The 23,864-nt window shown below is 74.8% G+C and carries 23 protein-coding genes; 5 read left to right on the top strand and 18 right to left on the bottom strand.

What is annotated here, in order from left to right:
• The first annotated feature begins 150 nt into the window (after positions 1–150).
• Both ACI79Y_RS03460 and ACI79Y_RS03455 read left to right on the top strand, forming a co-directional pair.
• Positions 151–1,083, top strand: coding sequence for a PspC domain-containing protein (locus ACI79Y_RS03460; protein WP_457157127.1), 933 nt, complete (start codon positions 151–153; stop codon positions 1,081–1,083).
• Positions 1,076–1,342, top strand: a complete 267-nt coding sequence (locus ACI79Y_RS03455) for a hypothetical protein (RefSeq protein ID WP_457157126.1) — start codon at positions 1,076–1,078, stop codon at positions 1,340–1,342. The genes ACI79Y_RS03460 and ACI79Y_RS03455 overlap by 8 nt, the downstream gene beginning before the upstream one ends.
• 52 nt (positions 1,343–1,394) lie before the next feature.
• On the opposite strand, the gene ACI79Y_RS03450 is transcribed toward ACI79Y_RS03455, so the two are convergent.
• The 4 genes from ACI79Y_RS03450 to guaB all read right to left on the bottom strand — a co-directional run bounded on the left by ACI79Y_RS03450 (position 1,395) and on the right by guaB (position 6,848).
• A complete protein-coding gene (locus ACI79Y_RS03450) occupies positions 1,395–2,399 on the bottom strand; it encodes a sodium:calcium antiporter (RefSeq protein ID WP_457157125.1) in 1,005 nt (334 codons plus the stop codon).
• A 172-nt stretch (positions 2,400–2,571) separates the two neighbouring features.
• A complete protein-coding gene (guaA, locus tag ACI79Y_RS03445; protein ID WP_457157124.1) occupies positions 2,572–4,134 on the bottom strand; it encodes a glutamine-hydrolyzing GMP synthase in 1,563 nt (520 codons plus the stop codon).
• Between the two features lie 2 nt (positions 4,135–4,136).
• Positions 4,137–5,309, bottom strand: coding sequence for a GuaB3 family IMP dehydrogenase-related protein (locus ACI79Y_RS03440; protein WP_457157123.1), 1,173 nt, complete (start codon positions 5,307–5,309; stop codon positions 4,137–4,139).
• Positions 5,310–5,312: 3 nt separating this feature from the next.
• Complete coding sequence (gene guaB / locus ACI79Y_RS03435; protein ID WP_457139022.1) at positions 5,313–6,848, bottom strand: IMP dehydrogenase; 1,536 nt, start codon at positions 6,846–6,848, stop codon at positions 5,313–5,315.
• Positions 6,849–7,029: 181 nt separating this feature from the next.
• On the opposite strand from guaB, the gene ACI79Y_RS03430 reads away from it, so the two are divergent.
• The gene (locus tag ACI79Y_RS03430; protein WP_457157122.1) at positions 7,030–7,464 is read left to right on the top strand and encodes a DUF5319 family protein; all 435 of its coding nucleotides are present in this window, start codon (positions 7,030–7,032) and stop codon (positions 7,462–7,464) included.
• A gap of 112 nt (positions 7,465–7,576) precedes the next feature.
• On the opposite strand, the gene ACI79Y_RS03425 is transcribed toward ACI79Y_RS03430, so the two are convergent.
• Positions 7,577–8,335, bottom strand: coding sequence for a response regulator transcription factor (locus ACI79Y_RS03425; protein WP_457157121.1), 759 nt, complete (start codon positions 8,333–8,335; stop codon positions 7,577–7,579).
• Between the two features lie 383 nt (positions 8,336–8,718).
• Here ACI79Y_RS03425 and ACI79Y_RS03420 point away from each other — a divergent pair, with 383 nt between their 5' ends.
• Positions 8,719–9,018 carry a WhiB family transcriptional regulator gene (locus tag ACI79Y_RS03420; protein WP_457063782.1) on the top strand — a complete coding sequence of 100 codons (300 nt, stop codon included), beginning with the start codon at positions 8,719–8,721 and terminating at the stop codon, positions 9,016–9,018.
• A 192-nt stretch (positions 9,019–9,210) separates the two neighbouring features.
• On the opposite strand, the gene groL is transcribed toward ACI79Y_RS03420, so the two are convergent.
• Both groL and groES read right to left on the bottom strand, forming a co-directional pair.
• Positions 9,211–10,851 carry a chaperonin GroEL gene (gene groL / locus ACI79Y_RS03415; RefSeq protein ID WP_457157120.1) on the bottom strand — a complete coding sequence of 547 codons (1,641 nt, stop codon included), beginning with the start codon at positions 10,849–10,851 and terminating at the stop codon, positions 9,211–9,213.
• Positions 10,852–11,036: 185 nt separating this feature from the next.
• Entirely contained in the window at positions 11,037–11,345 is a 309-nt protein-coding gene (groES, locus tag ACI79Y_RS03410) for a co-chaperone GroES (protein WP_036334331.1), read from the bottom strand.
• A gap of 198 nt (positions 11,346–11,543) precedes the next feature.
• Between groES and ACI79Y_RS03405 the strand changes: the two genes are divergently transcribed.
• Positions 11,544–12,797: a class I SAM-dependent methyltransferase gene (locus ACI79Y_RS03405; RefSeq protein WP_457157119.1), complete on the top strand. Its 1,254-nt coding sequence runs from the start codon at positions 11,544–11,546 to the stop codon at positions 12,795–12,797.
• Positions 12,798–12,827: 30 nt separating this feature from the next.
• Here the strand turns inward: ACI79Y_RS03405 and tsaD are convergent, their stop codons facing one another.
• From tsaD to glmM, 11 genes are all read right to left on the bottom strand, one after another.
• Positions 12,828–13,868, bottom strand: a complete 1,041-nt coding sequence (gene tsaD / locus ACI79Y_RS03400; RefSeq protein ID WP_457157118.1) for a tRNA (adenosine(37)-N6)-threonylcarbamoyltransferase complex transferase subunit TsaD — start codon at positions 13,866–13,868, stop codon at positions 12,828–12,830.
• A gap of 67 nt (positions 13,869–13,935) precedes the next feature.
• The gene (gene rimI, locus ACI79Y_RS03395) at positions 13,936–14,388 is read right to left on the bottom strand and encodes a ribosomal protein S18-alanine N-acetyltransferase (protein ID WP_457157117.1); all 453 of its coding nucleotides are present in this window, start codon (positions 14,386–14,388) and stop codon (positions 13,936–13,938) included.
• Positions 14,385–15,026 carry a tRNA (adenosine(37)-N6)-threonylcarbamoyltransferase complex dimerization subunit type 1 TsaB gene (gene tsaB / locus ACI79Y_RS03390; RefSeq protein WP_457157116.1) on the bottom strand — a complete coding sequence of 214 codons (642 nt, stop codon included), beginning with the start codon at positions 15,024–15,026 and terminating at the stop codon, positions 14,385–14,387. Before tsaB ends, rimI begins: the two co-directional genes overlap by 4 nt.
• Positions 15,027–15,051: 25 nt before the next feature.
• On the bottom strand, positions 15,052–15,489 hold the full coding sequence (tsaE, locus tag ACI79Y_RS03385; protein ID WP_457157115.1) for a tRNA (adenosine(37)-N6)-threonylcarbamoyltransferase complex ATPase subunit type 1 TsaE: 438 nt from the start codon (positions 15,487–15,489) through the stop codon (positions 15,052–15,054).
• 11 nt (positions 15,490–15,500) lie between these two features.
• Entirely contained in the window at positions 15,501–16,127 is a 627-nt protein-coding gene (locus tag ACI79Y_RS03380; RefSeq protein WP_457157114.1) for a uracil-DNA glycosylase, read from the bottom strand.
• 30 nt (positions 16,128–16,157) lie between these two features.
• A complete protein-coding gene (locus ACI79Y_RS03375) occupies positions 16,158–17,360 on the bottom strand; it encodes an alpha/beta fold hydrolase (protein WP_457157113.1) in 1,203 nt (400 codons plus the stop codon).
• Positions 17,360–18,523: an alanine racemase gene (gene alr, locus ACI79Y_RS03370; RefSeq protein WP_457157112.1), complete on the bottom strand. Its 1,164-nt coding sequence runs from the start codon at positions 18,521–18,523 to the stop codon at positions 17,360–17,362. The genes ACI79Y_RS03375 and alr overlap by 1 nt, the downstream gene beginning before the upstream one ends.
• Positions 18,524–18,549: 26 nt before the next feature.
• On the bottom strand, positions 18,550–20,022 hold the full coding sequence (locus ACI79Y_RS03365) for an NAD(P)H-hydrate dehydratase (RefSeq protein WP_457157111.1): 1,473 nt from the start codon (positions 20,020–20,022) through the stop codon (positions 18,550–18,552).
• A complete protein-coding gene (locus tag ACI79Y_RS03360; RefSeq protein ID WP_457157110.1) occupies positions 20,019–20,393 on the bottom strand; it encodes a holo-ACP synthase in 375 nt (124 codons plus the stop codon). The genes ACI79Y_RS03365 and ACI79Y_RS03360 overlap by 4 nt, the downstream gene beginning before the upstream one ends.
• A gap of 127 nt (positions 20,394–20,520) precedes the next feature.
• Positions 20,521–22,383 (bottom strand): glutamine--fructose-6-phosphate transaminase (isomerizing), encoded by a 1,863-nt coding sequence (gene glmS / locus ACI79Y_RS03355; RefSeq protein WP_457157109.1) that lies wholly within the window; start codon positions 22,381–22,383, stop codon positions 20,521–20,523.
• Between the two features lie 107 nt (positions 22,384–22,490).
• Complete coding sequence (glmM, locus tag ACI79Y_RS03350) at positions 22,491–23,846, bottom strand: phosphoglucosamine mutase (RefSeq protein WP_457157108.1); 1,356 nt, start codon at positions 23,844–23,846, stop codon at positions 22,491–22,493.
• Positions 23,847–23,864: the final 18 nt, after the last annotated feature.

The following is a 23,864-nucleotide window of genomic DNA, read 5'->3' as shown; positions in this document are numbered from 1 at the left end:
ATCGTGTCACCGCCTGCCGCGCCGGCACACCGGTGATCACCCGGAGTGCGGGGACGGCACGGTCCGGGGTCGCCCGGGGCGGGTGGGATCAGGGTCGGTCCAGGGGGTTCCCGGATACCGTGGCACCGCCGGAGTGGCCAGGCTGGTGCCATGACCTCAGCACTCCCGCCCTCGGCCCCACCCCCCGCGGCCGACCAGCCACCGGGCTCCTGGCCGCCGCCGCCTCTCGGCCCCGCGCCCCGCCCGCAGCTGCGCCGCAGCCGCACCGACAAGGTGATCGGCGGCGTCGCCGGCGGCCTGGCCGACTACACCGGCGTCGACGCCTTGCTCTGGCGGGTCGGTGCGATCGCGCTCACCCTCGCCGGCGGCAGCGGCATCGTCATCTACCTGCTGCTGTGGCTGCTCATGCCGGCGGCGCCGGCCGTGCAGCCGGGTGACCCGGCCGCGACGGCCCCGCGCACCCCGTCGGGTCCCCGGTCCCCGGTACCCGGGGTGACCGTCGCCGTCCTGCTGATCGTGCTGGGCATCGGTGTGCTGGTCACCCGGTTCACCGACCTGGACATCGGCGCCCGAGGCTTCCTGGGCAGCGCCCTGCTGGTCGTCGGCGTCGGGCTGGTGGTCGGCGCGCTGACCGGGGTCGGCCGCGGCGCCAAGGGCGGGCTGATCACCCTCGGGCTGCTGCTGTCCGCCGCCCTGCTGGTGGCGTCGACCGTGCAGCTGCCCAACGGGGAGATGGGCGACCGCACCTACCGGCCGATGACCGCCGCCGCCGTGCAGTCGGAGTACGAGCACGGGGCCGGGGACTTCACCCTCGACCTCAGCGAGCTCGACCTGGCCGACGCCGACCGGACCATCCGCACGAGCGTGGACTCCGGCCTGGGCGACGTCCAGGTCCTGGTGCCCTTCTCGGCCGACGTCCAGGTGAGCGTGGACAACGCCATCGGCGACGTGGAGCTGTTCGGGGACGCCCTGGAGTCCGGCTTCTTCCCGGGGTACGGCGCGGACTGGAGCGACGACGACGACCCGGAGATCGCGCTCACGATCTCCCTCGGTGCCGGGAGCGTGGAGGTGTCCCGTGGCTGAGCACGACCCCTACGGCCGGCAGCAGACCGAGGTGTTCCCCAGCGGCGCCTCCCCGACCGACCCGCCGGCCCGCCGGCGTGACCTGGACACCACCGCCCTGGTCGCCGGGGTGTTCTTCGTCGGCCTCGCCGTCCTGCTCATGACCGGCGTGACCCTGCCGCTGGGCTGGTTCGAGCACGGTTTCAGCTGGGTGCTGCTCATCGGCGCCGGGCTGGCGCTGCTGGCCAACGAGCTGCGCCGGGCCCGCCGCCGGAGGTGAGCGCAGTCGAGGTGCACGTGGGCCCGGGGAGCGGTCGCTCCCCGGGCCCACGTCAGATGCTGACCGTGGCCAGGGCGACCGTGCCGACGTAGATGAGCGGGAGCAGCAGGCCCTCGAACCCGATGCCCTTCCGGTCCCGCATCACCAGCCCGGCGGTGAGCACCGCGATCAGCAACATGGTGCCGCCGAGCAGCACCAGGCTGGTCGAGCCGGCGTCCCGGTACAAGGAGCCCTCGACGTAGCCCAGGTCCGCGACGGCGACCATCAGCATGTCGAAGACGTTGCCCCCGACGATGTTGCCGACCCCGAGGGTCAGCTGCCCCATCCGCACCGCCGTGACCAGCACGACCAGCTCGGGCAGCGAGCTCACGGCCGTGGTCAGCGTGAACCCGATGATGCCGCCCTCCAGACCGGTTCCGGCGGCGACGCCGAGACCGGCCTGCCCGACGATCCAGCCGGCGACCCCGACGATCAGCCCCAGCCCGGCCAGCGTGGCCCACAGCCGGCGGGTCGAGCGACCGGAGTCCTCCTCCTCGTCGTCCTCGTGCGAGCCCTCCGTCGCCGAGGTGTGGGTGGGCAGCCACATCGGGTGGTCGTGCATCCGGCGCAGCAGCCGCAACCCGTAGGCGTAGAGGAGCGGGATGAGCAGCGTGACCGGGTGGATCCAGCCGAGGGTCAGCTGGGGCGTCGAGTAGGCGATCACCGGCAGCGACAGCATCGCCATGAGGATCACCGACTGCATGACGTTCTCCAGCGACGCGGCGGCGTGCTCGAGGTTGGCCCGGCGGTACACCAGGTCGGCGACCGCCAGCCAGACGGTCTGCAGTGCGATGCCGCCGACCGGGTTCGCCAGCGCGAATCCGGCGTCCCCCTCCAGCGCTCCGGTCAGGACGGCGACGTTGCCCGGGAGGGAGGTCACCGCCCCCAGGAGCAGGGCACCCCCGATCGCGTCGCCGAGGCCGGTGCGGTCGGCGAGCTCGTCCGCCGTCCGGGTCAGCCGGACCCCGATGACCACGATGACCACGCCCATCAGGACCAGGGCGATGAGGCTCGGCACGAGCGGCCACGCTCCGGTGGTCACTCGGAACCTCCAGGTGTCGACGGAAAGACCGCCGGCAACCAGATCACGAGCCGCCGGTCACCGCCACCCGAGCGCGAGCAGGGTCAGGCCACGCCGCCGGGTCCGGTGGCGAGCCTGCGAGCCGCGGGGGGCGGTGGGGGCCTTCGACTCACTCCCACTCGATGGTGCCCGGGGGCTTGCTCGTCACGTCGAGCACGACCCGGTTCACCTCGGCGACCTCGTTGGTGATCCGGGTGGAGATCCTCGCCAGCACGTCGTAGGGCAGCCGGGTCCAGTCGGCGGTCATCGCGTCCTCGCTGGACACCGGGCGCAGCACCACCGGGTGCCCGTAGGTGCGCCCGTCGCCCTGCACCCCCACCGAGCGGACGTCGGCGAGCAGCACCACCGGGCACTGCCAGATCTCGGTGTCCAGCTTCGCCGCGGTGAGCTCCTCGCGGGCGATCGCGTCGGCCTGGCGGAGCACGTCCAGCCGGTCGCGGGTGACCTCACCGATGATCCGGATGCCCAGGCCCGGGCCGGGGAAGGGCTGCCGCTGCACCAGGGTGTCGGGCAGGCCGAGCTGCCGGCCGACCTCGCGCACCTCGTCCTTGAACAGCGTGCGCAGCGGCTCGACCAGGGTGAAGGTGAGGTCCTCGGGCAGCCCGCCGACGTTGTGGTGGCTCTTGATGTTCGCCGTCCCGGTGCCGCCACCGGACTCGACGACGTCGGGGTAGAGCGTGCCCTGCACCAGGAAGTCCACGGTCTCCCCGTGCTCCTTGGCATCGGCGATCACGTCGAGCGCGGCCTGCTCGAACACCCGGATGAACTCCCGGCCGATGATCTTCCGCTTGGTCTCCGGGTCGCTGACCCCGGCCAGTGCGGCCAGGAACTGCTCGCTGGCGTCGACGACCCGCAGGTCGGCGCCGGTGACCGCGACGAAGTCCCGCTCGATCTGCTCGGTCTCGCCCTCGCGCATCAGGCCGTGGTCGACGTAGACGCAGGTGAGCCGGTCGCCGATGGCCCGCTGGACCAGCGCGGCCGCCACCGCGGAGTCGACCCCGCCCGACAGCCCGCAGATGGCCCGCCGGTCGCCGATCTGCTCCCGGATCGCGGCGACCTGCTCGTCGACGACGTTGGCCATCGTCCAGCTGGGCTCCAGGCCCGCGATGTCGAACAGGAAGTGCTCGAGCACCGTCTGACCGTGCGCGGTGTGCCTCACCTCGGGGTGGAACTGCACGCCGGCCAGCCGCCGGTCGACGTCCTCGAACGCCGCGACCGGGGCACCGGTCGAGGTCGCGGTGACGGTGAACCCCGGCGGGGCCGCGCTCACCGCGTCGCCGTGGCTCATCCACACCGACTGCTCGGTGGGCAGGCCCCCGAACAGCTGCGCCTGGGTGGTGACGGTGAGCGGCGTGCCGCCGTACTCGCGGTCACCGGTGTGCGCCACCGAGCCGCCCAGGCTCTGCGCCATCGCCTGGAAGCCGTAGCAGATGCCGAAGGCGGGCACGCCGGCCTCGAACAGCGTGGGGTCGATCTGCGGCGCCCCCTCGGCGTAGACGCTGGAGGGGCCACCGGACAGGACGATCGCCGCCGGCTTGCGGGCCAGCAGCTCCTCGACCGGGACGTCGGAGCCGACGAGCTCGGAGTAGACCCCGGCCTCCCGGATCCGGCGGGCGATCAGCTGCGCGTACTGGGCGCCGAAGTCGACGACCAGGACGGTCGGGAAGTCCATCGTCAGCCGACCAGGTGGCCGGGGCCGGCGGCGCTCTCGCCGCTGCCGCCACCGAGGACCAGGTCGACCCGCTGGAACTCCTTGAGGTCGCGGTAGCCGGTCTTGGCCATCGTGCGCCGCAGCGCGCCGAAGAGGTTGGTGCGCCCGTCGGCGGCCGCCGCCGGCCCGAGCAGCAGCTGCTCCATCGTGCCGCGCGGCTCGGCCGCACCCGAGGTGCCGCCGCGGGGCAGCCGCGGGTGGGCGGCGACCGAGTCCCACCACACACCGCCGGCCGGGGCCTCGCTCGCGGCCCGCAGCGGCTCGCCCAGCTGGACGGCGTCGGCGCCGCAGGCCAGGGCACGCGCGATCGCACCGCTGGTCTCGATCCGGCCGTTGGCGATGACGTGCACGTACCGGCCGCCGGTCTCGTCGAGGTAGTCACGGCGGGCCGCGGCGGCGTCGGCGATCGCGCTGGCCAGCGGCACCCGGACGCCCATGACGGCGTCGGCGGTGGACCAGCTGTCGGCCCCGACGCCGACGATCACGCCGGCAGCGCCGGTGCGCATCAGGTGCAGCGCGGTCTGGTAGTCGGCCGCGCCCCCGACGATCACCGGGACGTCGAGGTCGGCGATGAACTCCTTGAGGTTCAGCGCCTCCCCCGCCGTCGTGACGTGCTCGGCGGAGACGATCGTGCCCTGGATGACGAGCAGGTCGACCCCTGCCGCGAGGATCGTCGGGGCCAGCTGCAGCGTGTGCTGCGGGGAGACCCGGATCGCCGTCGTCACGCCCGAGTCGCGCAGCTCCTTGACCCGGGCGGTGATCAGGTCGGGCTTCACCGGCTCGGCGTAGACCTCCTGCAGCAGCGCGGTCGGCGGCCCGCTGTCCGGGCCGGCGGCGTCGCGCAGGCGGCGGTAGACGTCGGTCGGGTCGTCGTAGCGGGTCCACAGACCCTCGGCGTTGAGCACGCCGAGCCCACCGGCCTGGCCGATCGCGATCGCGGTGGCCGGGCTGACCACGGCATCGCTGGGGCTGGTGATCAGCGGCATCTCGAACCGGAAGGCGTCGATCTGCCAGGCGGTGGAGACGTCGTCGTGGTCACGGGTGCGCCGGGAGGGGACGATCGACACCTCGTCCAGGTCGTAGCCCCGGCGGGCGAAGCGGTTCAGACCGATCTCGACGTTGTCGCGTACGGGCATCGGTCAGCGTCCCCGGTAGTTCGGTGCTTCGACGGTCATCTGGATGTCGTGCGGGTGGCTCTCGGTCAGCCCGGCGGAGGTGATCCGGGTGAGCTGGCCGCGCTCCTGCAGGTCGGCGACGGTGGCCGCGCCCGCGTAGCCCATCCCGGCGCGCAGGCCGCCGACCAGCTGGTGGGCGACCCCGGACAGCGGGCCCCGGTAGGGCACCTGCCCCTCGATGCCCTCGGGCACGAGCTTGTCGTCGGAGAGGACGTCGTCGGCGAAGTACCGGTCCCGGCTGAAGGACTGGTTGCCACGCTTCTGCATCGCGCCCAGCGACCCCATGCCGCGGTAGGTCTTGTACTGCTTGCCGTTCATGAAGACCAGCTCGCCCGGCGCCTCCTCGACGCCGGCGAACAGCCCGCCGATCATCACCGTGTCGGCGCCGGCGACCAGGGCCTTGACGATGTCACCGGAGTACTGCAGCCCGCCGTCGGCGATGACCGGGACGCCGGCCGGGCGCGCCGCGAGGCTCGCCTCGTAGATCGCGCTGATCTGCGGGACGCCGACCCCGGCCACCACCCGGGTGGTGCAGATGGAGCCGGGGCCGACCCCGACCTTGACGGCGTCCACCCCGGCGTCGATGAGCGCCTGCGCGCCGGCGCGGGTGGCGATGTTGCCGCCGACGACCTGCACGCCGTGGCCCACGTCGGCGAAGTCCCGCTTCACCCGGGCGACCATCTCCAGCACCGCACGCTGGTGCCCGTGGGCGGTGTCGACGACGAGCACGTCGACCCCGGCGTCCACGAGCAGCCCGGCGCGCTTGTAGGCGTCCTCGCCCACGCCCAGCGCCGCACCGACCGACAGCCGGCCGTCGACGTCCTTGGTGGCGTTGGGGAACTGGTCGCGCTTGACGAAGTCCTTGACGGTGATCAGCCCGCGCAGCCGGCCGGCGTCGTCGACCAGCGGGAGCTTCTCGATCTTGTGCTGCTTGAGCAGCGCCAGGGCCCGCTCCGGGTCGACGCCCACCGGGGCGGTGACCAGCGGCATCGGCGTCATCACGTCCCGGACCAGCCGGTTCTGGTCGGTCTCGAAGCGCATGTCCCGGTTGGTCACCATGCCGACGAGCACGCCGTCGGCGTCGACCACGGGCGCCCCGGAGATCCGGTACCGGCCCGACAGCGCGTCCACCTCGGCCAGGGTGTTGTCCGGGGAACAGGTGACCGGGTTGGTCACCATGCCCGCCTCGGAACGCTTCACCAGGTCGACCTGGCCGGCCTGGTCCTCGGCGGCGAGGTTGCGGTGCAGGACGCCGATGCCCCCGGCGCGGGCCATGGCGATCGCCATCCGCGACTCGGTGACGGTGTCCATCGCCGAGGAGAGCAGGGGGATGGCCAGCCGGATGCCGCGGGTCAGCCGGGAACTCGTGTCGACGTCGGTGGGCACGATGTCCGACGGACCGGGGACCAGGAGCACGTCGTCGTAGGTCAGCCCCAGCGGGGCGAACTTGGCCGGCAGTTCGGGACGGTGCTCGTCGAGACCATGCGCATCGGGCTGCACGTGTCGCCACCCTCTCGGAGTTGTGGTGGAGCGCCGCCGACGGCGCAGGGGGACCACATCGATCGTAGGCGGAGCCCCCAGGGCCACTGTTCCCCCGTTACCGTGGTCCGTCGGACACCGCCTCCGCTGGTCACCAGCGGGCCGGTGCGACCACAGGAGCAGGACCGGGCGAGGAGGACACGTGGACGCGTGGGACGACGCAGCTGACGGGTTCCCCGACCGCGACTTCGGCGGGGAGTTCGGACCCGACCCCGACGGTGGACCGGGCCACCCGCCGCTGACCATGGAGGAGCGTGCGGGGGTGCTCGACGACCTCGCCGAGCTGGAGGTCTTCCGCACCCTGCTGGAGCCCACGGGCGTCAAGGGCATCGTCGTCGACTGCCAGGACTGCCAGGAGGAGCACCACGTCGACTGGGCGCTGATGCAGGCCAACCTGCGCCAGCTGCTCGACGAGGGGCAGACCGGCCGGCACGAGCCGCCGTTCGACCCGAACCCGGACGACTACGTCAGCTGGGACTACGCCAGCGGCTACGCCGACGGGATCGCAGCGCTGGCCGAGCGCGAGGAGCCGACCGGCCGGCACGGCACCGGCGGCCGGCACGCCCGCGACGACTGATGAAGGACCCCGCCGGGGCCTGAGCCACCGGGCCGCCCCTGCGCCGCGGCACAGCACGGACCGGCGGACGGCGCGGCGGCTCAGCCTCGGAAGGCGCGACCGGCGGACCGGGTCAGGTCATCATCCCGCGGCGGAATCCGGTGGCGACCGCCTCGGCGCGGTCCTTGGCGCCCAGCTTGCGGAACAGCCGCCGGGCGTGGGTCTTGATGGTGTCCTCGGACAGGTAGAGCTCGCGGCCGATCTGGGCGTTGCTCTTGCCCTGGCTCATGCCGGTGAGCACCTGCATCTCCCGCATCGACAGCGCGACGGCCGGGGTCTCGGGGACCGTCGAGCGGACGGTCGTGGGGGCGAGCCCGGCCAGCGGGGTCGCCCCGCCCCAGGACGGCCCGGACGACGGCCCACCGGCACCGGCCAGCACCTGGTGCGGCGTGCGCGGCGCCGGGGCCGGCGACGGCGGCCGGCCCGGCTCGTTGCGCAGGCCGGTGCGGGACAGGCCCAGGCCCAGCTCGAGCGGGCTGGCGTCCCACCGCAGGTAGCCGCGGGCGCCGGCGGCGACCGCGGCCCGCACGGAGTCGGCGTCGTCGGGGGCGCCGAGCACCAGGACCCGCAGCGCGGGGTGGGCGCGGAGCACCTGGGTGGCCACGGACAGACCACCGTCGGTGGCCCGCTGGGTGCCGACGAGCAGGACGTCGGGCAGCCGGTTGTCCAGCCGCGCCAGCAGTGCGGCCGGGTCACCGACCGCCTCGACCCGACTGACGAACGGCAGTGCGAGGAGCCGGCCGGCGACCTCGTCGCGCACCCGGCGACGCTCGTCGAACACCCAGACTACGGCGCCTGCGCCGCCGTTGCCGCGCATCCTGTCCTCGATCAACGCGTGCTCCCGTTCTGCGCCGGCGGGGAGCCGGCGCGTACCGGTCCGGGCGCGTGCCCGGTCCGATGGTCGGGAACGAGGTGCGCCCCGCTCCCGGGGGTGCCGCCACCTCCGACCCCCGGACGGGTGTCGGGGTGTCCCCCACCCCGGTGGTCGGCACTCCCTGTGACCACCTTGATCGCCGGGGTGACGAGAGGACAGCGCCCGTCACCCCCGGGGGTGAGACCTGCGCGGACGCCGTCCGCCGGGGACGACGCGATGCACATCCCGGAAGATCTCGCACGATGAAACGTGATCAGCCGTGTTTGCCGCCGACTGCGCGGGGGCACCCGCTGCTCCGTGACCGGGCAGACCCCCCGGTGCATCCGAGCCGAGGAGGTCCAATGGCCGACATCCGCCGACTGCCCACCCCCGTCGCCGAGGTCTGGGACTGGCAGCTGCACGGCGCCTGCCGGGGTGAGAGCACCTCGCTGTTCTTCCACCCCGACGGCGAGCGCGGCCCGGCACGCGCCCGCCGCCAGGCCGCCGCCAAGGCCGTCTGCGGAACGTGCCCCGTCATCGACGCGTGCCTCAAGCACGCGCTCGCCGTCCGCGAGCCCTACGGGGTCTGGGGCGGCATGAGCGAGGAGGAGCGGACCCGGCTGATCGCAGCCGAGCCCGCGGCCATCGCCGCCGGGGTCTGAGCACCGGGGTCAGCGCCGCTGGGCGGGGAGACCCCGCCGCCCACGAATGCCGAGAGGGCCGGTCCGACGTGATGTCGAACCGGCCCTCTCGGCATTCACCGGGACCGCCGGCCGGGAGGACTCCCGGCCGGCGGTCGGCCCCGTCCAGAGGCTCGCCCCGAGCGTGCGAGGGGTGAGGAGGACGGGGTCCTTCTAGTGGCTGTGCCCGTGGCCGTGCGAGTGGCCGTGGGTGTGGTGACCGCCGTCGGCGGACTCCTCCTCGGCGGGCTTCTCCACGATCGCGGAGTCGGTCGTGAGCACCATGGCGGCGATGGACACGGCGTGCGCCAGCGCGGCCTTGGTGACCTTCACCGGGTCGATGACCCCCTGGGCGACCAGGTCGCCGAACTCACCGGTCGCGGCGTTGAAGCCCTGCCCGACGCCGAGCTCGCGGACCTTGCCGACGACGACGGGGCCCTCGAAGCCCGCGTTGGAGGCGATCAGGGCCAGCGGCGAGTCGATCGCCTTGCGCACCGACCGGGCACCGATCAGCTCGTCGCCGGACAGGTCCAGCGCCTCGACGGCGTCGGCGGCGTGCACCAGCGCGGAGCCACCACCGGGGACGACGCCCTCCTCCACCGCGGCGCGGGTGGCGGCGATGGCGTCCTCGATCCGGTGCTTCTTCTCCTTCATCTCGACCTCGGTGGCCGCACCGACCCGGATGACCGCGATGCCGCCGGCCAGCTTGGCCAGCCGCTCCTGCAGCTTCTCCCGGTCCCAGTCGGAGTCGGTGGCCTCGATCTCCTTGCGGATCTGGGCGACCCGGTCGGCGATGGCCTCGGACGTGCCGCCGCCGTCGACCAGCGTGGTGTCGTCCTTGGTGACGGTGACCCGGCGGGCGGTGCCGAGCACCTCCAGGCCGACGGAGTCCAGGGACAGGCCGACGTCCTCGCTGACGACCTGACCACCGGTGACGACGGCGAGGTCGGCCATGAAGGCCTTGCGCCGGTCGCCGAAGAAGGGCGACTTGACCGCGACGACCTTGACGGTCTTGCGGATGGAGTTGACCACCAGCGTCGACAGCGCCTCGCCCTCGACGTCCTCGGCGACGATCAGCAGCGGCCGGCCACCGGTCGAGAGCACCTTCTCCAGCAGCGGCAGCAGGTCGGCCAGCGCGCTGATCTTCCCCTGCACGAGCAGCACGAGGGCGTCCTCGAGGACGGCCTCCATCGACTCGTTGTCGGTGACGAAGTACGGCGACAGGTAGCCCTTGTCGAACTGCACGCCCTCGGTGACGTCCAGGTCGGTCGTCATGCCGCTGGCCTCTTCGACGGTGATGACGCCGTCCTTGCCGACCCGCTCCATCGCCTCACCGATCAGGTCGCCGACGGTGGCGTCCTGGGCGGAGATGGTGGCGACCTCGGAGATGGCGCTCCGGTCGTCGACCGGGATCGCCACCTGGTCCAGCGCCGCGTGCACGGCGTCGACCGCGGCGCGCATGCCGCGGCCCACGGCCATCGGGTTGGCGCCGGCGGCCACGTTGCGCAGGCCCTCGTGGACCAGCGCCTGGGCCAGCACGGTGGCGGTGGTGGTGCCGTCACCGGCGACGTCGTTGGTCTTGGTGGCGACGTTCTTCGCCAGCTGCGCGCCGAGGTTCTCGTAGGGGTCCTCGAGCTCGATCTCCCGGGCGATGGTGACGCCGTCGTTGGTGATCGTCGGGGCGCCGAAGCTCTTGTTGATGACGACGTTGCGGCCGCGGGGGCCGAGGGTGACCTTGACGGCGTCGGCGAGCTTGTCGACGCCGCGCTCGAGGGCGCGCCGGGCGTCCTCGTCGAACAGGATGATCTTGGCCATTGCCAGACCTCTCTCAGGGTGCGCGGAGGAGAACAGGGGCGGACGACGACCGCCCCGGGACCCGGTATCTCGGGTCGCCGGGGCGGACGTTCGGAGCGCGAGCGGCGATGAACGCGTCACCAGCCGCCGGCCCTCCTGCAGGGGCCCACCGCGAGCTTGCGAGCGGTGGGGGGCAGGAGGGTCCTTTACTTCTCGACGACGGCGAGCAGGTCGCGCGCGGACAGGACGAGGTAGTCCTCGCCGCCGTAGCGCACCTCGGTGCCGCCGTACTTCGAGTAGATGACCACGTCGCCGACGTTGACGTCGAGCGGGACCCGGTTGCCGTTGTCGTCGACGCGGCCGGGGCCGACGGCGACGACGGTGCCCTCCTGGGGCTTCTCCTTGGCGGTGTCCGGGATGACCAGACCGGAGGCGGTGGTGGTCTCGGCCTCGTTGGCCTGGACGACCACGCGGTCCTCGAGCGGCTTGATGTTGACCTTGGTAGCGGTCGTCACGTCGTGACGCCCCCTTCGGTGTCGGACGGGTACTCGGAAGGTCGTGCGGTGGTGCAGATGCTGTGGCACGGAGTCGCGGGAGCTGCCGTCGCGGGGGTCAGCCACCGGCCGTGTCGTTGGCACTCTACCCACGCGAGTGCCAGCCACTCAACCGGGTCGCCCGCCCGGGCGACAGACGCGTGGGCCAGGCTGGTGGACGTGTCCAGCGCGCACCCGGAGGCGGAGTCCGGCGACCAGGCAGCCGAGACGGTCCGCCAGCTGCGGGCGGCCGCCACCCCCGCCGGTACCGCGGCGCTGGCGCGGGCGACCGCCCTGCTCGCCGAACGGGTCGACGCCGTCGCCGCGCTGACCCGGCTGCGCGCCGAGGTGGGGGTGGACCTGGCCGGGCCGGCCTGGGGCTTCGCCCGCCAGCGCGAACGCGCCCGGGCGGCCTTCGGCGCAGACGCCGACCGGCTCCTCTTCACCGGCGACACCCTGGAGCAGGCGGGCCGCCCGGTGCTGGCCACCCGGCGCGCGCACCGGCTGCTGGCCGGCGGCGCCGCGGAGGTCGCCGACCTGGGCTGTGCCGCCGGCACCGACACCATCGCGCTGGCCCGCGCGGGCGCCCGGGTGGTGGCGGTCGACCGTGACCCGGTCGCCCGGGAGCTCACCGCCCTCAACACGACCGCGCTGGGTCTGGCCGACCGAGTGCAGGTGCGCGACGCCGACGTCGTCGACCTGGTGGCGGCCGCCGCCGACGGCCGGGTGGCCGGGTGCGACGCCGCCGTCCTGGACCCGGCCCGCCGGGCGGGTGGCCGGCGGCTGCTGGACCCCGACCGGTGGTCACCGCCCTGGTCGACGGTGTCCCGACTGCTCGACGTGCTGCCCACCTGCGTGGTGAAGGTGGCCCCGGGGCTCGACCACGACCGGGTGCCGACCGGGGTCGAGGCCGAGTGGGTCTCCGCCGGTGGGTCGATCGTCGAGGCGCTGCTGTGGGGCCGCGGGGTGTCGACGACCTGGCGCCGCGCCGCGCAGCTGCAGCCCGATGGCACGGTGCTGGAGCTGACCGCCGACGTCGACCCCGGGCTCACCCCGGTGGCCGCGGTGCGGGGCTGGCTGCACGAGCCCGATCCGGCGGTGATCCGCTCCGGCCTGGTGGCGCTGGTGGCCGACCGGCTCGGCGCCACCGGCATCGACCCCACCATCGCCTACCTGACCTCCGACGCCCCGGCGGACTCCCACTGGGTCAGCTCGCTGCGGGTCACCGAGGTGGTCCCGTTCAACCTCAAGAAGCTGCGGGCGCTGCTGCGCGCCCGCGGCGTCGGCCGGGTCACGGTGAAGAAGCGCGGCTCGGCGATCGAGCCGGAGACGCTGGCGCGGCAGCTGCGCGGCCCGGGCAGCGGAACGGCGGTCGTCGTCGTCACCCGGGTGGCCGGGGCGCCGACCGTGCTCGTCTGCGAGCCGCCCCGCTGAGGGCGGACATGGCCGTCTCTGCCCTCAGGGCTACCGCGAGACGACCTCGATCGGCAGCGAGCTGTCGGCACCCAGGTCGATCCGCGAGGCGGCGACCCCGGCCTCGGCCAGCCGCGAGCCGAGCGCGGCCACCATCGCGCCGTTGTCGGTGCACAGCCGCGGGCTGGGGGTGCGCAGCACGATGCCGGCGGCGTCGCAGCGCTCCTGGGCCAGCGCGCGCAGCCGGGAGTTGGCCGCCACTCCCCCGCCGATGACCAGGTGGTCGACCCCGTGGTCCCGGCAGGCCCGGACCGCCTTCGCGGTGAGCACGTCGGCCACGGCCTCCTGGAACGCGGCGGCGACGTCGGCCACCGGTACCGGCTCGCCAGCCCGCTGCCGGGCCTCGACCCAGCGGGCGACGGCGGTCTTCAGGCCGGAGAAGGAGAAGTCGTAGGCGGCGTCGCGCGGGCCGGTGAGACCGCGCGGGAAGGCGATGGACGACGGGTCGCCGTCCCGGGCGGCGCGGTCGATCGGCGGGCCACCCGGGAAGGGCAGGCCGAGCACCCGGGCCACCTTGTCGAACGCCTCCCCCGCGGCGTCGTCGATGGTGCGACCCAGCTCCTGCACGTCCTGGGTCAGGTCCGGGACCAGCAGCAGCGAGCTGTGCCCGCCGGAGACGAGCATGGCGAGCGACGGCTCGGCGAGCCGGCCGTGCTCCAGCTCGTCGACCGCGACGTGCGCGGCGAGGTGGTTGACCCCGTACAGCGGCACGTCCAGCGCCAGCGCGTAGGCCTTCGCCGCCGCCACGCCGACCAGCAGCGCGCCGGTCAGGCCGGGCCCGGCCGTCACCGCGACGGCGTCGACGTCGCCGAGGGAGACCCCGGCGTCGGCCAGCGCCCGGTGCACCGTGGGGACCATCGCCTCCAGGTGGGCCCGGCTGGCGATCTCCGGGACGACGCCGCCGAAGCGCTCGTGCTCGGCCATGCTCGTGGCCAGCGCGTCGGACAGCAGGGTCTGGCCGCGCACCAGCCCGATGCCGGTCTCGTCGCACGAGGTCTCGAACCCCAGCACCAGCGGAGCGCTCACCGTCATCGCTCGCTCCCGCGGTCGCTCCGCTCCTCGCTCGCAGACCTCGCTGCGATGCTCACTCCCTGTCCGCTCATGACCGCACCTTCCTCTCCATGACGACGGCGTCGGCCCCGCTGAGCGGGTAGTAGTGCGGCCGCCGGCCGATCTCGACGAATCCGCGGCGGGCGTAGAACGCCTGGGTGGCCGCGTCGTCGGCGCGCACCTCCAGCAGCACCGGGGTGGGCCGCCGGTCGGCCTCCACCAGCAGGGTGTCCAGCAGCAGCGCCCCGATGCCCTCGTGCTGCCGCGCGCCGGTGACCCCGATGGTGGCGATGTGCGCCTCGTCGTCGTAGGCGATCAGCCCGGCGTAGCCGACGACGACGTCGTCCGGGTCGACGGCGACCAGGTAGCGGCGGGTGTCGGGGCGGGCCAGCTCGTCGCGGTACATCCACTCGGTCCAGGTGTCGGGCGCGAAGAGCTCCTCCTCCAGCTCCATCACCCGGGGGAGGTCGGCCGCGGTCATCGCGCGCAGCCGGACGCTCACTGGCTGACCGCCTTGCGGGCGACCGGCGGCACGGCGTCGGGACGGCGCAGGTAGCGCGGCTCCAGCGGTGCTGGCGGCGAGCCGAGCAGCGGGGCGGCGGCGCGCAGCAGCCCCGCCGTCGTCACCTCCGCGGGGGCGACGTCGCGCCCGAGCCGCTCGGCGAACCGGACGTCGCCCACCACCGGGTCGGTGACCGGGGCGTCCTCCGGCCGGTCCACGCCGGGGCCGGCGAGCCGGGTGCCCGCGGCGTCGTAGGTGGCCCAGTGGACCTCCTTGCGGCGGGCGTCGGTGACCACCGACCGGGCGCCCTCGCCCACCGCGTCCAGCGAGCAGACACCGTGCACCGGCAACCCGAGGGCGTCGCCGAACGCGGCGGCGGTGACGATGCCGACCCGCAGCCCGGTGAACGGCCCCGGACCCAGCCCGGTGACGACGGCGTCGAGGTCGGCCCGCGTGACCCCGGCCTCGGCGAGCACCTCGCGCACCGCGGGGGTGAGGAGCTCGGCGTGCCGGTTGCCCGAGGCGACGGCGCGCTCGGCGAGCACCTCCGCCGGACCCGCGCCCGGCCCCTCGCCGGACCACCGCGCCAGGCCGACGACGAGGGTCGGGGTGGCGGTGTCGAGCGCGAGGACCAGCACGACCGACCACAGTAGTTCGCGGCGGTCAGCGGTCCGTGAGCCGCTGTTCCCAGCCCGGGCCGACGGGCACCAGCCGGGCGGTGCGCACGTCGTCGTCCCGCCGGTCCAGCTCGACGACCAGGTGCTCGTCGGCCAGCTGCTCGACCAGGCCGTGGCCCCACTCGACGACGGTGACCGCCTCCTCGGTGGTGGCGTCGAGGTCCAGGTCGTCGACGTCGGCCATGCTGCCGAGCCGGTAGGCGTCGACGTGCACCAGGGGCACCCGGCCGCCGCGGTGCACCCGGGCCAGCACGAACGTCGGCGAGGTGACCGGCCCACGCACGCCGAGCCCCGCGCCGATGCCCTGGGTGAGCGCCGTCTTGCCGGCGCCCAGCGGCCCGGCGAGCACCAGGAGGTCACCGGCGCGCAGCATCCTGGCCAGCTCGCGGCCCAGCGCGTGGGTGTCCGCCGGCGTGGGGAGCACGTGCTCGCGCCTCACAGCGAGCCCGCCACGGCGCGCAGGTCGGCCAGCAGGCCGGCGCGGGGGGCCCCGTTGGGCCCGAACCGGATCGCCGCCGACGGGTGGTAGGTGGCCCACACCTGCCGGCCGTCGACCTCGTGCGCCCGGCCGCGGACCTGGGCCAGCACGGTGCGCGGCCCGAGGAACCACTTCGCCGAGGAGAGCCCCAGCGCCACCACCACCCGGGCGTCGAGCAGCTCCAGCTGGCGGCGCAACCAGCCGCTGCAGCGCGCCACCTCAGGCGCCTTCGGGGTGCGGTTGGCCGGCGGCCGGCACTTCACGATGTTGAGCACCGCGGCGTCGGCCCGGTCCAGCCCCGCCTCGCCGAGCAACTGGTCCAGCAGCGCGCCGGAGCGCCCGACGAAGGGCCGGCCGGTCTCGTCCTCGGTCGCCCCCGGGGCCTCGCCCACGAGCACCAGCCGCGGGCGGCCACCGACGGGCAGGTCGCCGACGACGACGTGCTGGCGAGTGGCGGCCAGCTCCGGGCAGGCCACGCAGGAGCGGGCGACCCCGGCCAACGCGGTCCAGTCCGCCGCGGCCGCGGCGGTGCGGGCCACCTCGTCGGCGGCCGCGTCGAGGCGGGGCGGTCGGAGGGCGGCCACGGCCAGCACCCTACGACCGGTCCGGTGCGGTCACCCGCGCCGGGACCCCCGCTCCGCCTCCACCCGGCGCAGCAGCTCGGACAGCGCCGCCGTCACCTGCTCCGGGTGCTCGAGCGGCACCAGGTGCCCGGCGTCGGGTACGACGACGAAGTCCACCCCGTGCTCGTCGTGGCCCAGGTCCTGCACGATGAGCTCGCTGTGCGCCGCGGGGATCATCCGGTCGCTGTCGCCGGTGAGCACCAGGACGGGCACCCGGCGCAGCGGCTCGATGGCGCCGCTCTGGTCCAGGCGGACCAGCGCCGGGTAGAACTCCGCGATCACGTCGACCGGGGTGCCGGCGATCATCGCGTCCACGTAGTGGCCCAGCGCCGGCGCGACGTCGGCGGAGGAGAACGACAGCGCCCGGGTGGCGGCGGAGACGACGTCCTTGGCCAGCCGGCGGGTGTGCTCGGCGATCACCGGCCGGCGGCGCATGGTCCACGCGGCCAGCGGCAGCACCGCGGTCCGCACCCGGGTGAGCAGGTGCGGCAGGCCGAAGTCGAGGTCGGCGAGGTTGCCGCTGGAGGTCGAGACCAGCGCCACGCCCACCACCCGGTCGCCGAACAGCTCCGGACGGCGGCGGGCGAACGCCAGCAGGCTCATCCCGCCCATCGAGTGGCCGACCAGCACCACCGGACCGCGCGGCACCCGCGCGGTGAGCACCGCCTCCAGGTCCGCGGCCAGCTGCTCGATGGTGGCGTGCGCGGCGTCGCCCCGGCCGGAGGAGCCGTGGCCGCGCTGGTCGTAGAAGACCAGCCGGGCCGCCGGCCGGTGGCCGTTGGCGGTGGCCAGCTGCTCGCCGAGGGCGCGGCGCTGGAACGTCCAGGAGTGCATCGACAGCGCGTAGCCGTGCACGAACACGACGGTCAGCGGCGCGTCGAGCGGCCCGACCTCCTCCACGGCCAGCCGGCAGCCGTCGTCGGCCTCGACCACCGCCGTCCGGTCGGCCGGGCGGCGGTACAGGCCCAGCGGGTCCTCCTCGCGCAGCTCCTGCCACGTCTCCTGGTCGACGTCGGGGACCTGGCCGGCCAGCCGCTCGGCACGGACCCGGGCGGTGGCCGCGCGGGTGGCGGTGACCCCGACGGCCGTGCCGGCGGCGGCCAGCCCGAGCACCGCACCGACCAGGCCGACGGTGCGCCCGCTGGGCCGGTGCAGGTGGTGGACCTGGTGCGGGTGGCGGTTCGCGGCGGCCATCAGACCGCCCCGGCCGTACCGACGTGCCGGCGGGTGAACCTGCCACCGACCCGGGTGACCAGCTCGTAGTGGATGGTGTCGAGGGCATCGGCCCAGTCCTGCGCCGTCGGCTCGCCGTCGTCGCCCGGGCCCCACAGCACCACCCGGTCACCGGGCGCCACCGGGTCGTTCCCGACGTCGAGCACGAACTGGTCCATGCACACCCGGCCGGCGATGGTGCGCTGCGCGCCCGCGGCCAGCACGCGCGCGCGGTTGCCGGCGGCCCGGGGCACCCCGTCGGCGTACCCGACCGGCACCAGCGCCAGCGTCGTCTCCGCCGCGGTCGCGTAGGTGTGGCCGTAGGAGACCCCGGCACCGGCGGGTACCCGCTTGGTCAGCGCGACCCGGGCCCGCACGGTCATCGCCGGGCGCAGCCCGTACTGCGCCGGGTCGCCGCCCAGCGGGTCCAGCCCGTAGACCGCCACGCCGGGACGGACCATGTCGAACCAGGTCTCCGGCAGCGCGATGGTCGCCGCCGAGTTGGCCAGGTGCCGGCGGGCGTCGGTCAGCCCGGCCGCCCGGGCCAGCGCCACGGCCTCCTCGAACACGCGCACCTGCCGGCCGATCGTCGGGTGCGTCGGGGCGTCGGCGTAGGCCAGGTGGCTCCACAGCCCGGTGACCACCAGCTCGCCGTCGGCCTGGGCGCGCGCCGCGGCCGCCACCAGCCCGGGCCAGGCGTCCGGGGTGGCGCCCTCCCGGGACAGCCCGGTGTCGGCGAACAACTGCACCCGGGCGGTCCGGCCGGTGGCCCGGGCGGCGTCCACCACCTCGGCCAGCGCCCACTCGGCGTTGACCGACACCTCGACGTCGGCGGTCAGCGCGGCGGCGTAGTCCTCCCCCGGCCCGTGCTGCCACGACAGCAGCGGCGCGGTGATCCCCGCCGCACGCAGCGCGAGCGCCTCCTCCAGCACGGTCACCCCGAGCGCGTCGGCGCCGCCGGCGAGCGCGGCACGGGCGGCCGGCACCAGCCCGTGGCCGTACCCGTCGGCCTTGACCACGGCCATCAGCGGCCGGCCGACCCGCTCGCGCAGCACCGCGGTGTTCGCCGCGATCGCGTCCAGGTCGACCAGCACCTCGGCTCGACTGTCCCCGGTCCGCCGGGGGGTCTGCTGCACCGTCGTCACCAGCCCACTGTCCCAGGCGCGCCCGCTCAGGCGGGGGCACCGCCCCGGTACAGCCGGCCGACGGCCTCCGGCAGGTGGCGCACCAGGTCACCGGCGACCAGCGGTCCGTCCGCGGCGGCCAGCTGACCCGCCCGGCCGTGCACGTGGGCGGCGGTCGCGGCGGCCTCGACCGCGGGCAGCCCGGTGACCGGGGTCTGCGCCAGCACCGAGCCGAGCACGCCGGAGAGGACGTCACCGGTACCGGCGGTGGCCAGCCAGGGGGTGCCGGTGCCGTTGACGAACGTCGTCCCCGCCGCGTCGGCGACCACGGTGGCATCGCCCTTGAGCAGCACCGTGCACCCCAGCTCGGCCGCCCCCCGTCGGGCGGCGGCCATCCGGTCGGCGCTGATCCGATCCGACCCACCCGCCCATGTGAAGATGCGGGCGAACTCGCGGTCGTGCGGGGTGAGCACGGTCGGCGCGGTGCGGTCGCGGACGAGCTCCGGCGACGCGGCGACCATCGTCAGCCCGTCGGCGTCCACCACCACCGGCAGGTCGGTGGCGAGCACCTCGGCCAGCACGCTGCGCGCGTCGTCGTCGGTGCCCATGCCCGGGCCCACGACCCAGGCCTGCACCCGGCCGGCGTCCCCGGGGCGGCCGGAGGTCACGATCGCCTCCGGCCAGGAGGCACGCACCCCGTCGGCGGCGGTACCGGCGTACCGCACCAGGCCCGGACGGGTGCGCAGCGCGGCGCCGGTGCAGAGCACGCCGGCCCCCGGGTAGGTGGCCGAGCCGGCGACGACCCCCACGACCCCGCCGGTGTACTTGTCGCTGTCCGGCGACGGCGGCTCGATCCGCGCCGCGGCGTCGGCATCGGCCAACTGCCGGGCGGACGGCTCGCCGAGGTGCGGGCCGAGGCCGATGTCGACCAGGTGCACCTGCCCGGCGTGCCGGCGGCCCTCCCCGACGACGAGCCCCGGCTTCACCGCGCCGAAGGTCACCGTGTGCTGCGCGGTGAAGACCTCCCCGGGCACCTCCCCGGTGTCCGCGGCGACCCCGCTGGGCAGGTCGACGGCGACCAGCAGCCCCGGCCCGGCGGCGGCCTGCCCGGCCAGGTCGGCGGCGGCCGGACGCAGCCCGCCGGAACCCCCGATGCCGACGACGCCGTCCAGGACGAGGTCGGCGCGGTCCAGCCCGCTGTGCAGGGGGTCGGCGACCCGGCCCCCGGCCCGGCGGAGCGCGGCCAGCCCGGCCGCGTGCGCGCGGTCGGGGTCCAGCAGCACCGCGGTCACCTGCGCACCGCGGCGGGCCAGGTGCGCTCCGGCGAACAGCGCGTCGCCGCCGTTGTCACCGGCACCGACCAACAGCACCACCCGCAGACCGTGCGCCCGGCCGGCCAGGCCGAGGCAGATCGTCGCCAGGCCGGTGGCGGCTCGCTGCATGAGCGCGCCGGCCGGCAGCGTCGCCATGAGCGCACGCTCCGCCGTCCGCACCTGGTCGGCGGTGTACAGCCCGATCACGGAGCACCCTCGGCGATGACCACGGCAGAGGCGATGCCCCCGTCGTGGCTCAACGACACGTGCCAGGAGGTGACGCCGAGCTCCGCGGCCTGCCGGGCCACGGTGCCCCGCACCTCCAGGTGGGGACGGCCCCGCTCCCCGACCACCACCTCCGCGTCGTGCCACTGCAGGCTGCCGGGGGCCCCGAGGGCCTTGGCCAGCGCCTCCTTCGCCGCGAAGCGGGCGGCCAGGGACTCCCCGGTCCGCTCCGTGCCTGCGGGCGTGCGCTGCTCGGCGGCGGTGAAGAGCCGGTCCCGCAGGCCCGGCGTGCGCTGCAGCGACGCGGCGAACCGGTCGACCGGGCACACGTCGATGCCGACCCCGATGATCACGGGCCCAGTCTGCCCGGTGGCCCCGCCCGGCGTCCTCCCGCACCACCACCTGTCCCCCGCACCAGTGCTGGTGCGGGGGGACAGGCAGTGATCAGGTGACCTGATCCAACCGGGGAACAGGCCCCGCCTACTCGACGGTGACGGACTTCGCCAGGTTGCGCGGCTGGTCGACGTCCAGGCCCCGGGTGTCGGCGATCTCGCAGGCCAGCACCTGCAGCGGCACGGTGGTGACCACCGGCGCCAGCAGGGTGGGCGTGCGCGGCACCCGGATCAGGTGGTCGGCGTAGGGCAGCACGTCGTCGTCGCCCTCCTCGGCCACCACGATGGTCCGGGCACCACGGGCACGGACCTCCTGGATGTTGGAGACCACCTTGCCGTGCACCGACCCGCGGCTGCGCGGCGACGGCACCACGACGACGACCGGCGTGCCCTGCCCGATCAGCGCGATCGACCCGTGCTTGAGCTCGCCGGCGGCGAAGCCCTCGGCGTGGATGTAGGCCAGCTCCTTGAGCTTGAGCGCGCCCTCGAGGGCGACCGGGTAGCCCACGTGCCGGCCGAGGAACAGCAGGGTGTTCTCGGTGGCCAGCGACCGGGCCAGCTCGCGCACCGGCTCCATGTCGGCGAGCACCTGGGACACCGCACCCGGCAGCTGCCGCAGGTCGTCGACGATCGAGGCGACCTCGTCGGCGTACTTGACCCCGCGGACCTGGGCGAGGAACAGCCCCACCAGGTAGCAGGCGACCACCTGGGTGAGGAAGCCCTTGGTGGAGGCGACGGCGACCTCCGGCCCGGCGTGGGTGTAGAGGACGGCGTCGGACTCGCGCGGGATCGTCGAGCCGTTCGCGTTGCAGATCGCCAGCACCCGGGCCTTCTGCTCGCGGGCGTGGCGCAGCGCCATCAGGGTGTCCATCGTCTCACCGGACTGGCTGATGACGACCACGAGCGTCGAGCGGTCCAGCACCGGGTCGCGGTAGCGGAACTCGCTGGCCAGCTCCACCTCCACCGGGATCCGGGTCCAGTGCTCGATGGCGTACTTGGCGATCAGGCCGGCGTGGTAGGCGGTGCCGCAGGCGACGACGAAGACCTTGTCGATGTCGCGCAGCTCCTGGTCGGAGAGGCGGACCTCGTCGAGGACGAGCTCGCCGTTCTCCCCCAGCCGACCCAGCAGGGTGTCCGCGACCGCCTGCGGCTGCTCGGCGATCTCCTTGAGCATGAACCAGTCGTAGCCGCCCTTCTCGGCGGCCTCGGCGTCCCAGTCGACGTCGTAGGCCGTGGGCTCGACCGGCGCGCCGGTGAAGTCGGTGACCGTGACCCCGCGGGTGCGGTCGATCTCCACGACCTGGTCCTGGCCGAGCTCGAGGGCCTTGCGGGTGTGCCCGATGAAGGCCGCGACGTCGGAGCCGAGGAAGTACTCACCCTCACCGACGCCCACGACCAGCGGGCTGTTGCGCCGGGAGGCGACCAGGGTGTCGGGCTCCGCCGCGTGACCGGCGACGAGGGTGAAGGCGCCCTCGAGCTGCCGGCTGACCACGCGCATCGCCTCACTGAGCCGGCCGGGACCGGCGGGCAGCTCCCGGTAGGTGGCGGCCAGCAGGTGGGCGACGACCTCGGTGTCGGTCTCGGAGGTGAACTCCACACCCGTCGCCTCGATCTCGGCGCGCAGCGCGGCGAAGTTCTCGATGATGCCGTTGTGCACGACCGCGACGGTGTCGTCGGCGGAGACGTGCGGGTGGGCGTTGCGGTCGGTGGGCCCGCCGTGGGTGGCCCACCGGGTGTGCCCGAGGCCGATGGTGGCGGCGGGCAGCCCCTCCTCGGCGAGCTCCTTCTCCAGGTTGGCCAGCTTGCCGGCCTTCTTCGCGGTGCTCATCCGCCCGTCGGCGACGACCGCGACCCCGGCCGAGTCATATCCGCGGTACTCGAGCCGGCGGAGTCCGTCCAGGACCACGTCGAGCGAGTTCTGCGGTCCCACATACCCCACGATGCCGCACATTCGACCGATGCTACCGGGAGCGTGGAACCGTTCCGTCACGGTCGATGGCGACACGGAGCGCACGGGACAGGTGCGACGGGAGCGTCCGGTGCGTCGTCCCGGGCCGCTCAGCCGGTGGCGGCCACCACCGCGGCGAGCCGGGCGGCCGTCTCGTCGGCCTCCTCCTGGGTGGGCGCCTCCACCATCACCCGGACCAGCTGCTCGGTGCCCGAGGGCCGCAGCAGCACCCGGCCGGTGTCGCCGAGCTCGGCCTCGACCGCGTTGACCGCCTGGGCGACCTCGTCGCTCTCCACGACCGCCAGCCGGTCGGTGACCGGCACGTTGACCAGCGTCTGCGGCAGCCGCCGGACGACGGAGGCCAGCTCCGACAGCGACGCCCCGGTCGCGCTCATCCGGGACAGCAGGGCCAGCCCGGTGAGCAGGCCGTCGCCGGTGGTGGCCCAGTCGAGGAAGACCAGGTGCCCGCTCTGCTCGCCCCCGAGGGACAGCCCGCGGGAGCGGAGCGCCTCCAGCACGTAGCGGTCACCCACGGCGGTGGTCTGCACGGCGATGCCCGCGTCGCGCATGGTGTGGTGGAAGCCGAGGTTGCTCATCACCGTGGCCACGACCGTGTCGTTGGTGAGGTTGCCGCTCTCGTGCAGCGCCAGCGCGCAGATCGCGAGGATCGCGTCGCCGTCGACGACCTGCCCCTCGGCGGTGACGGCCAGGCAGCGGTCGGCGTCACCGTCGTGCGCGATGCCGATGTCCGCGCCTCGGCGGGCGACCTCGGCGATCAGCGGCTCCAGGTGGGTGGAGCCGATGCCGTCGTTGATGTTCCAGCCGTCGGGCTCGCCACCGATGACGTGCACCTCCGCGCCGGCCCGGCGGTAGACCTCGGGCGCGCAGCGGAAGGCGGCGCCGTGGGCGCAGTCGACCACCACGCGCAGGCCGCGCAACGGCTCGCGCAGGGCCGAGAGGACGTGGGCGGTGTAGTCCTCGGCGGCGCCGGCCAGCTCACGGACGCGGCCGACCCCGCCGCCGGTGGGGCGGTGGTCGCCCCGGGGGTCACCGCCGTCGAGACCGGTGACCCGCCGCTCGATCGCCGCCTCGACCGCGTCGGGCAGCTTGTGCCCGCCGCGGCTGAACAGCTTGATGCCGTTGTCCGGCATCGGGTTGTGGCTGGCCGACAGCATCACGCCGAGGTCGGCGTCGGTGCGCCCGGTCAGGTGCGCGATGGCCGGCGTGGGCAGCACGCCCACCCGCAGGACCTCGGCGCCGGCACTGGCCAGCCCGGCGACCACGGCCGCCTCGAGCATCTCCCCGCTCGCGCGGGGGTCGCGGCCGACGACCGCGACGGGACGCGAGGTCCCGTCGCGGTCGGCGAGCACGCTGGCAGCCGCACGGGCCACCGAGAGGGCCAGTTCCGGCGTCAGGTCGGCGTTGGCCCGGCCTCGGACGCCGTCGGTGCCGAAGAGGCGACCCATGGAACAGACCCCCGGACG

The sequence above is a fragment of the Modestobacter sp. SYSU DS0875 genome, from assembly GCF_054050915.1.
This window is presented reverse-complemented; position numbering and strand designations above follow the sequence as displayed.

Bases quoted from the DNA above. Each gene is read 5' to 3' on its own strand.
- ACI79Y_RS03460 (WP_457157127.1), top strand. From the start codon at position 151: ATGACCTCAGCACTCCCGCCCTCGGCCCCACCCCCCGCGGCCGACCAG.
- guaA (WP_457157124.1), bottom strand. From the start codon at position 4,134: ATGGACTTCCCGACCGTCCTGGTCGTCGACTTCGGCGCCCAGTACGCG.
- ACI79Y_RS03440 (WP_457157123.1), bottom strand. From the start codon at position 5,309: ATGCCCGTACGCGACAACGTCGAGATCGGTCTGAACCGCTTCGCCCGC.
- ACI79Y_RS03420 (WP_457063782.1), top strand. From the start codon at position 8,719: ATGGCCGACATCCGCCGACTGCCCACCCCCGTCGCCGAGGTCTGGGAC.
- groL (WP_457157120.1), bottom strand. From the start codon at position 10,851: ATGGCCAAGATCATCCTGTTCGACGAGGACGCCCGGCGCGCCCTCGAG.
- tsaD (WP_457157118.1), bottom strand. From the start codon at position 13,868: ATGACGGTGAGCGCTCCGCTGGTGCTGGGGTTCGAGACCTCGTGCGAC.
- ACI79Y_RS03375 (WP_457157113.1), bottom strand. From the start codon at position 17,360: ATGGCCGCCGCGAACCGCCACCCGCACCAGGTCCACCACCTGCACCGG.
- glmS (WP_457157109.1), bottom strand. From the start codon at position 22,383: ATGTGCGGCATCGTGGGGTATGTGGGACCGCAGAACTCGCTCGACGTG.
- glmM (WP_457157108.1), bottom strand. From the start codon at position 23,846: ATGGGTCGCCTCTTCGGCACCGACGGCGTCCGAGGCCGGGCCAACGCC.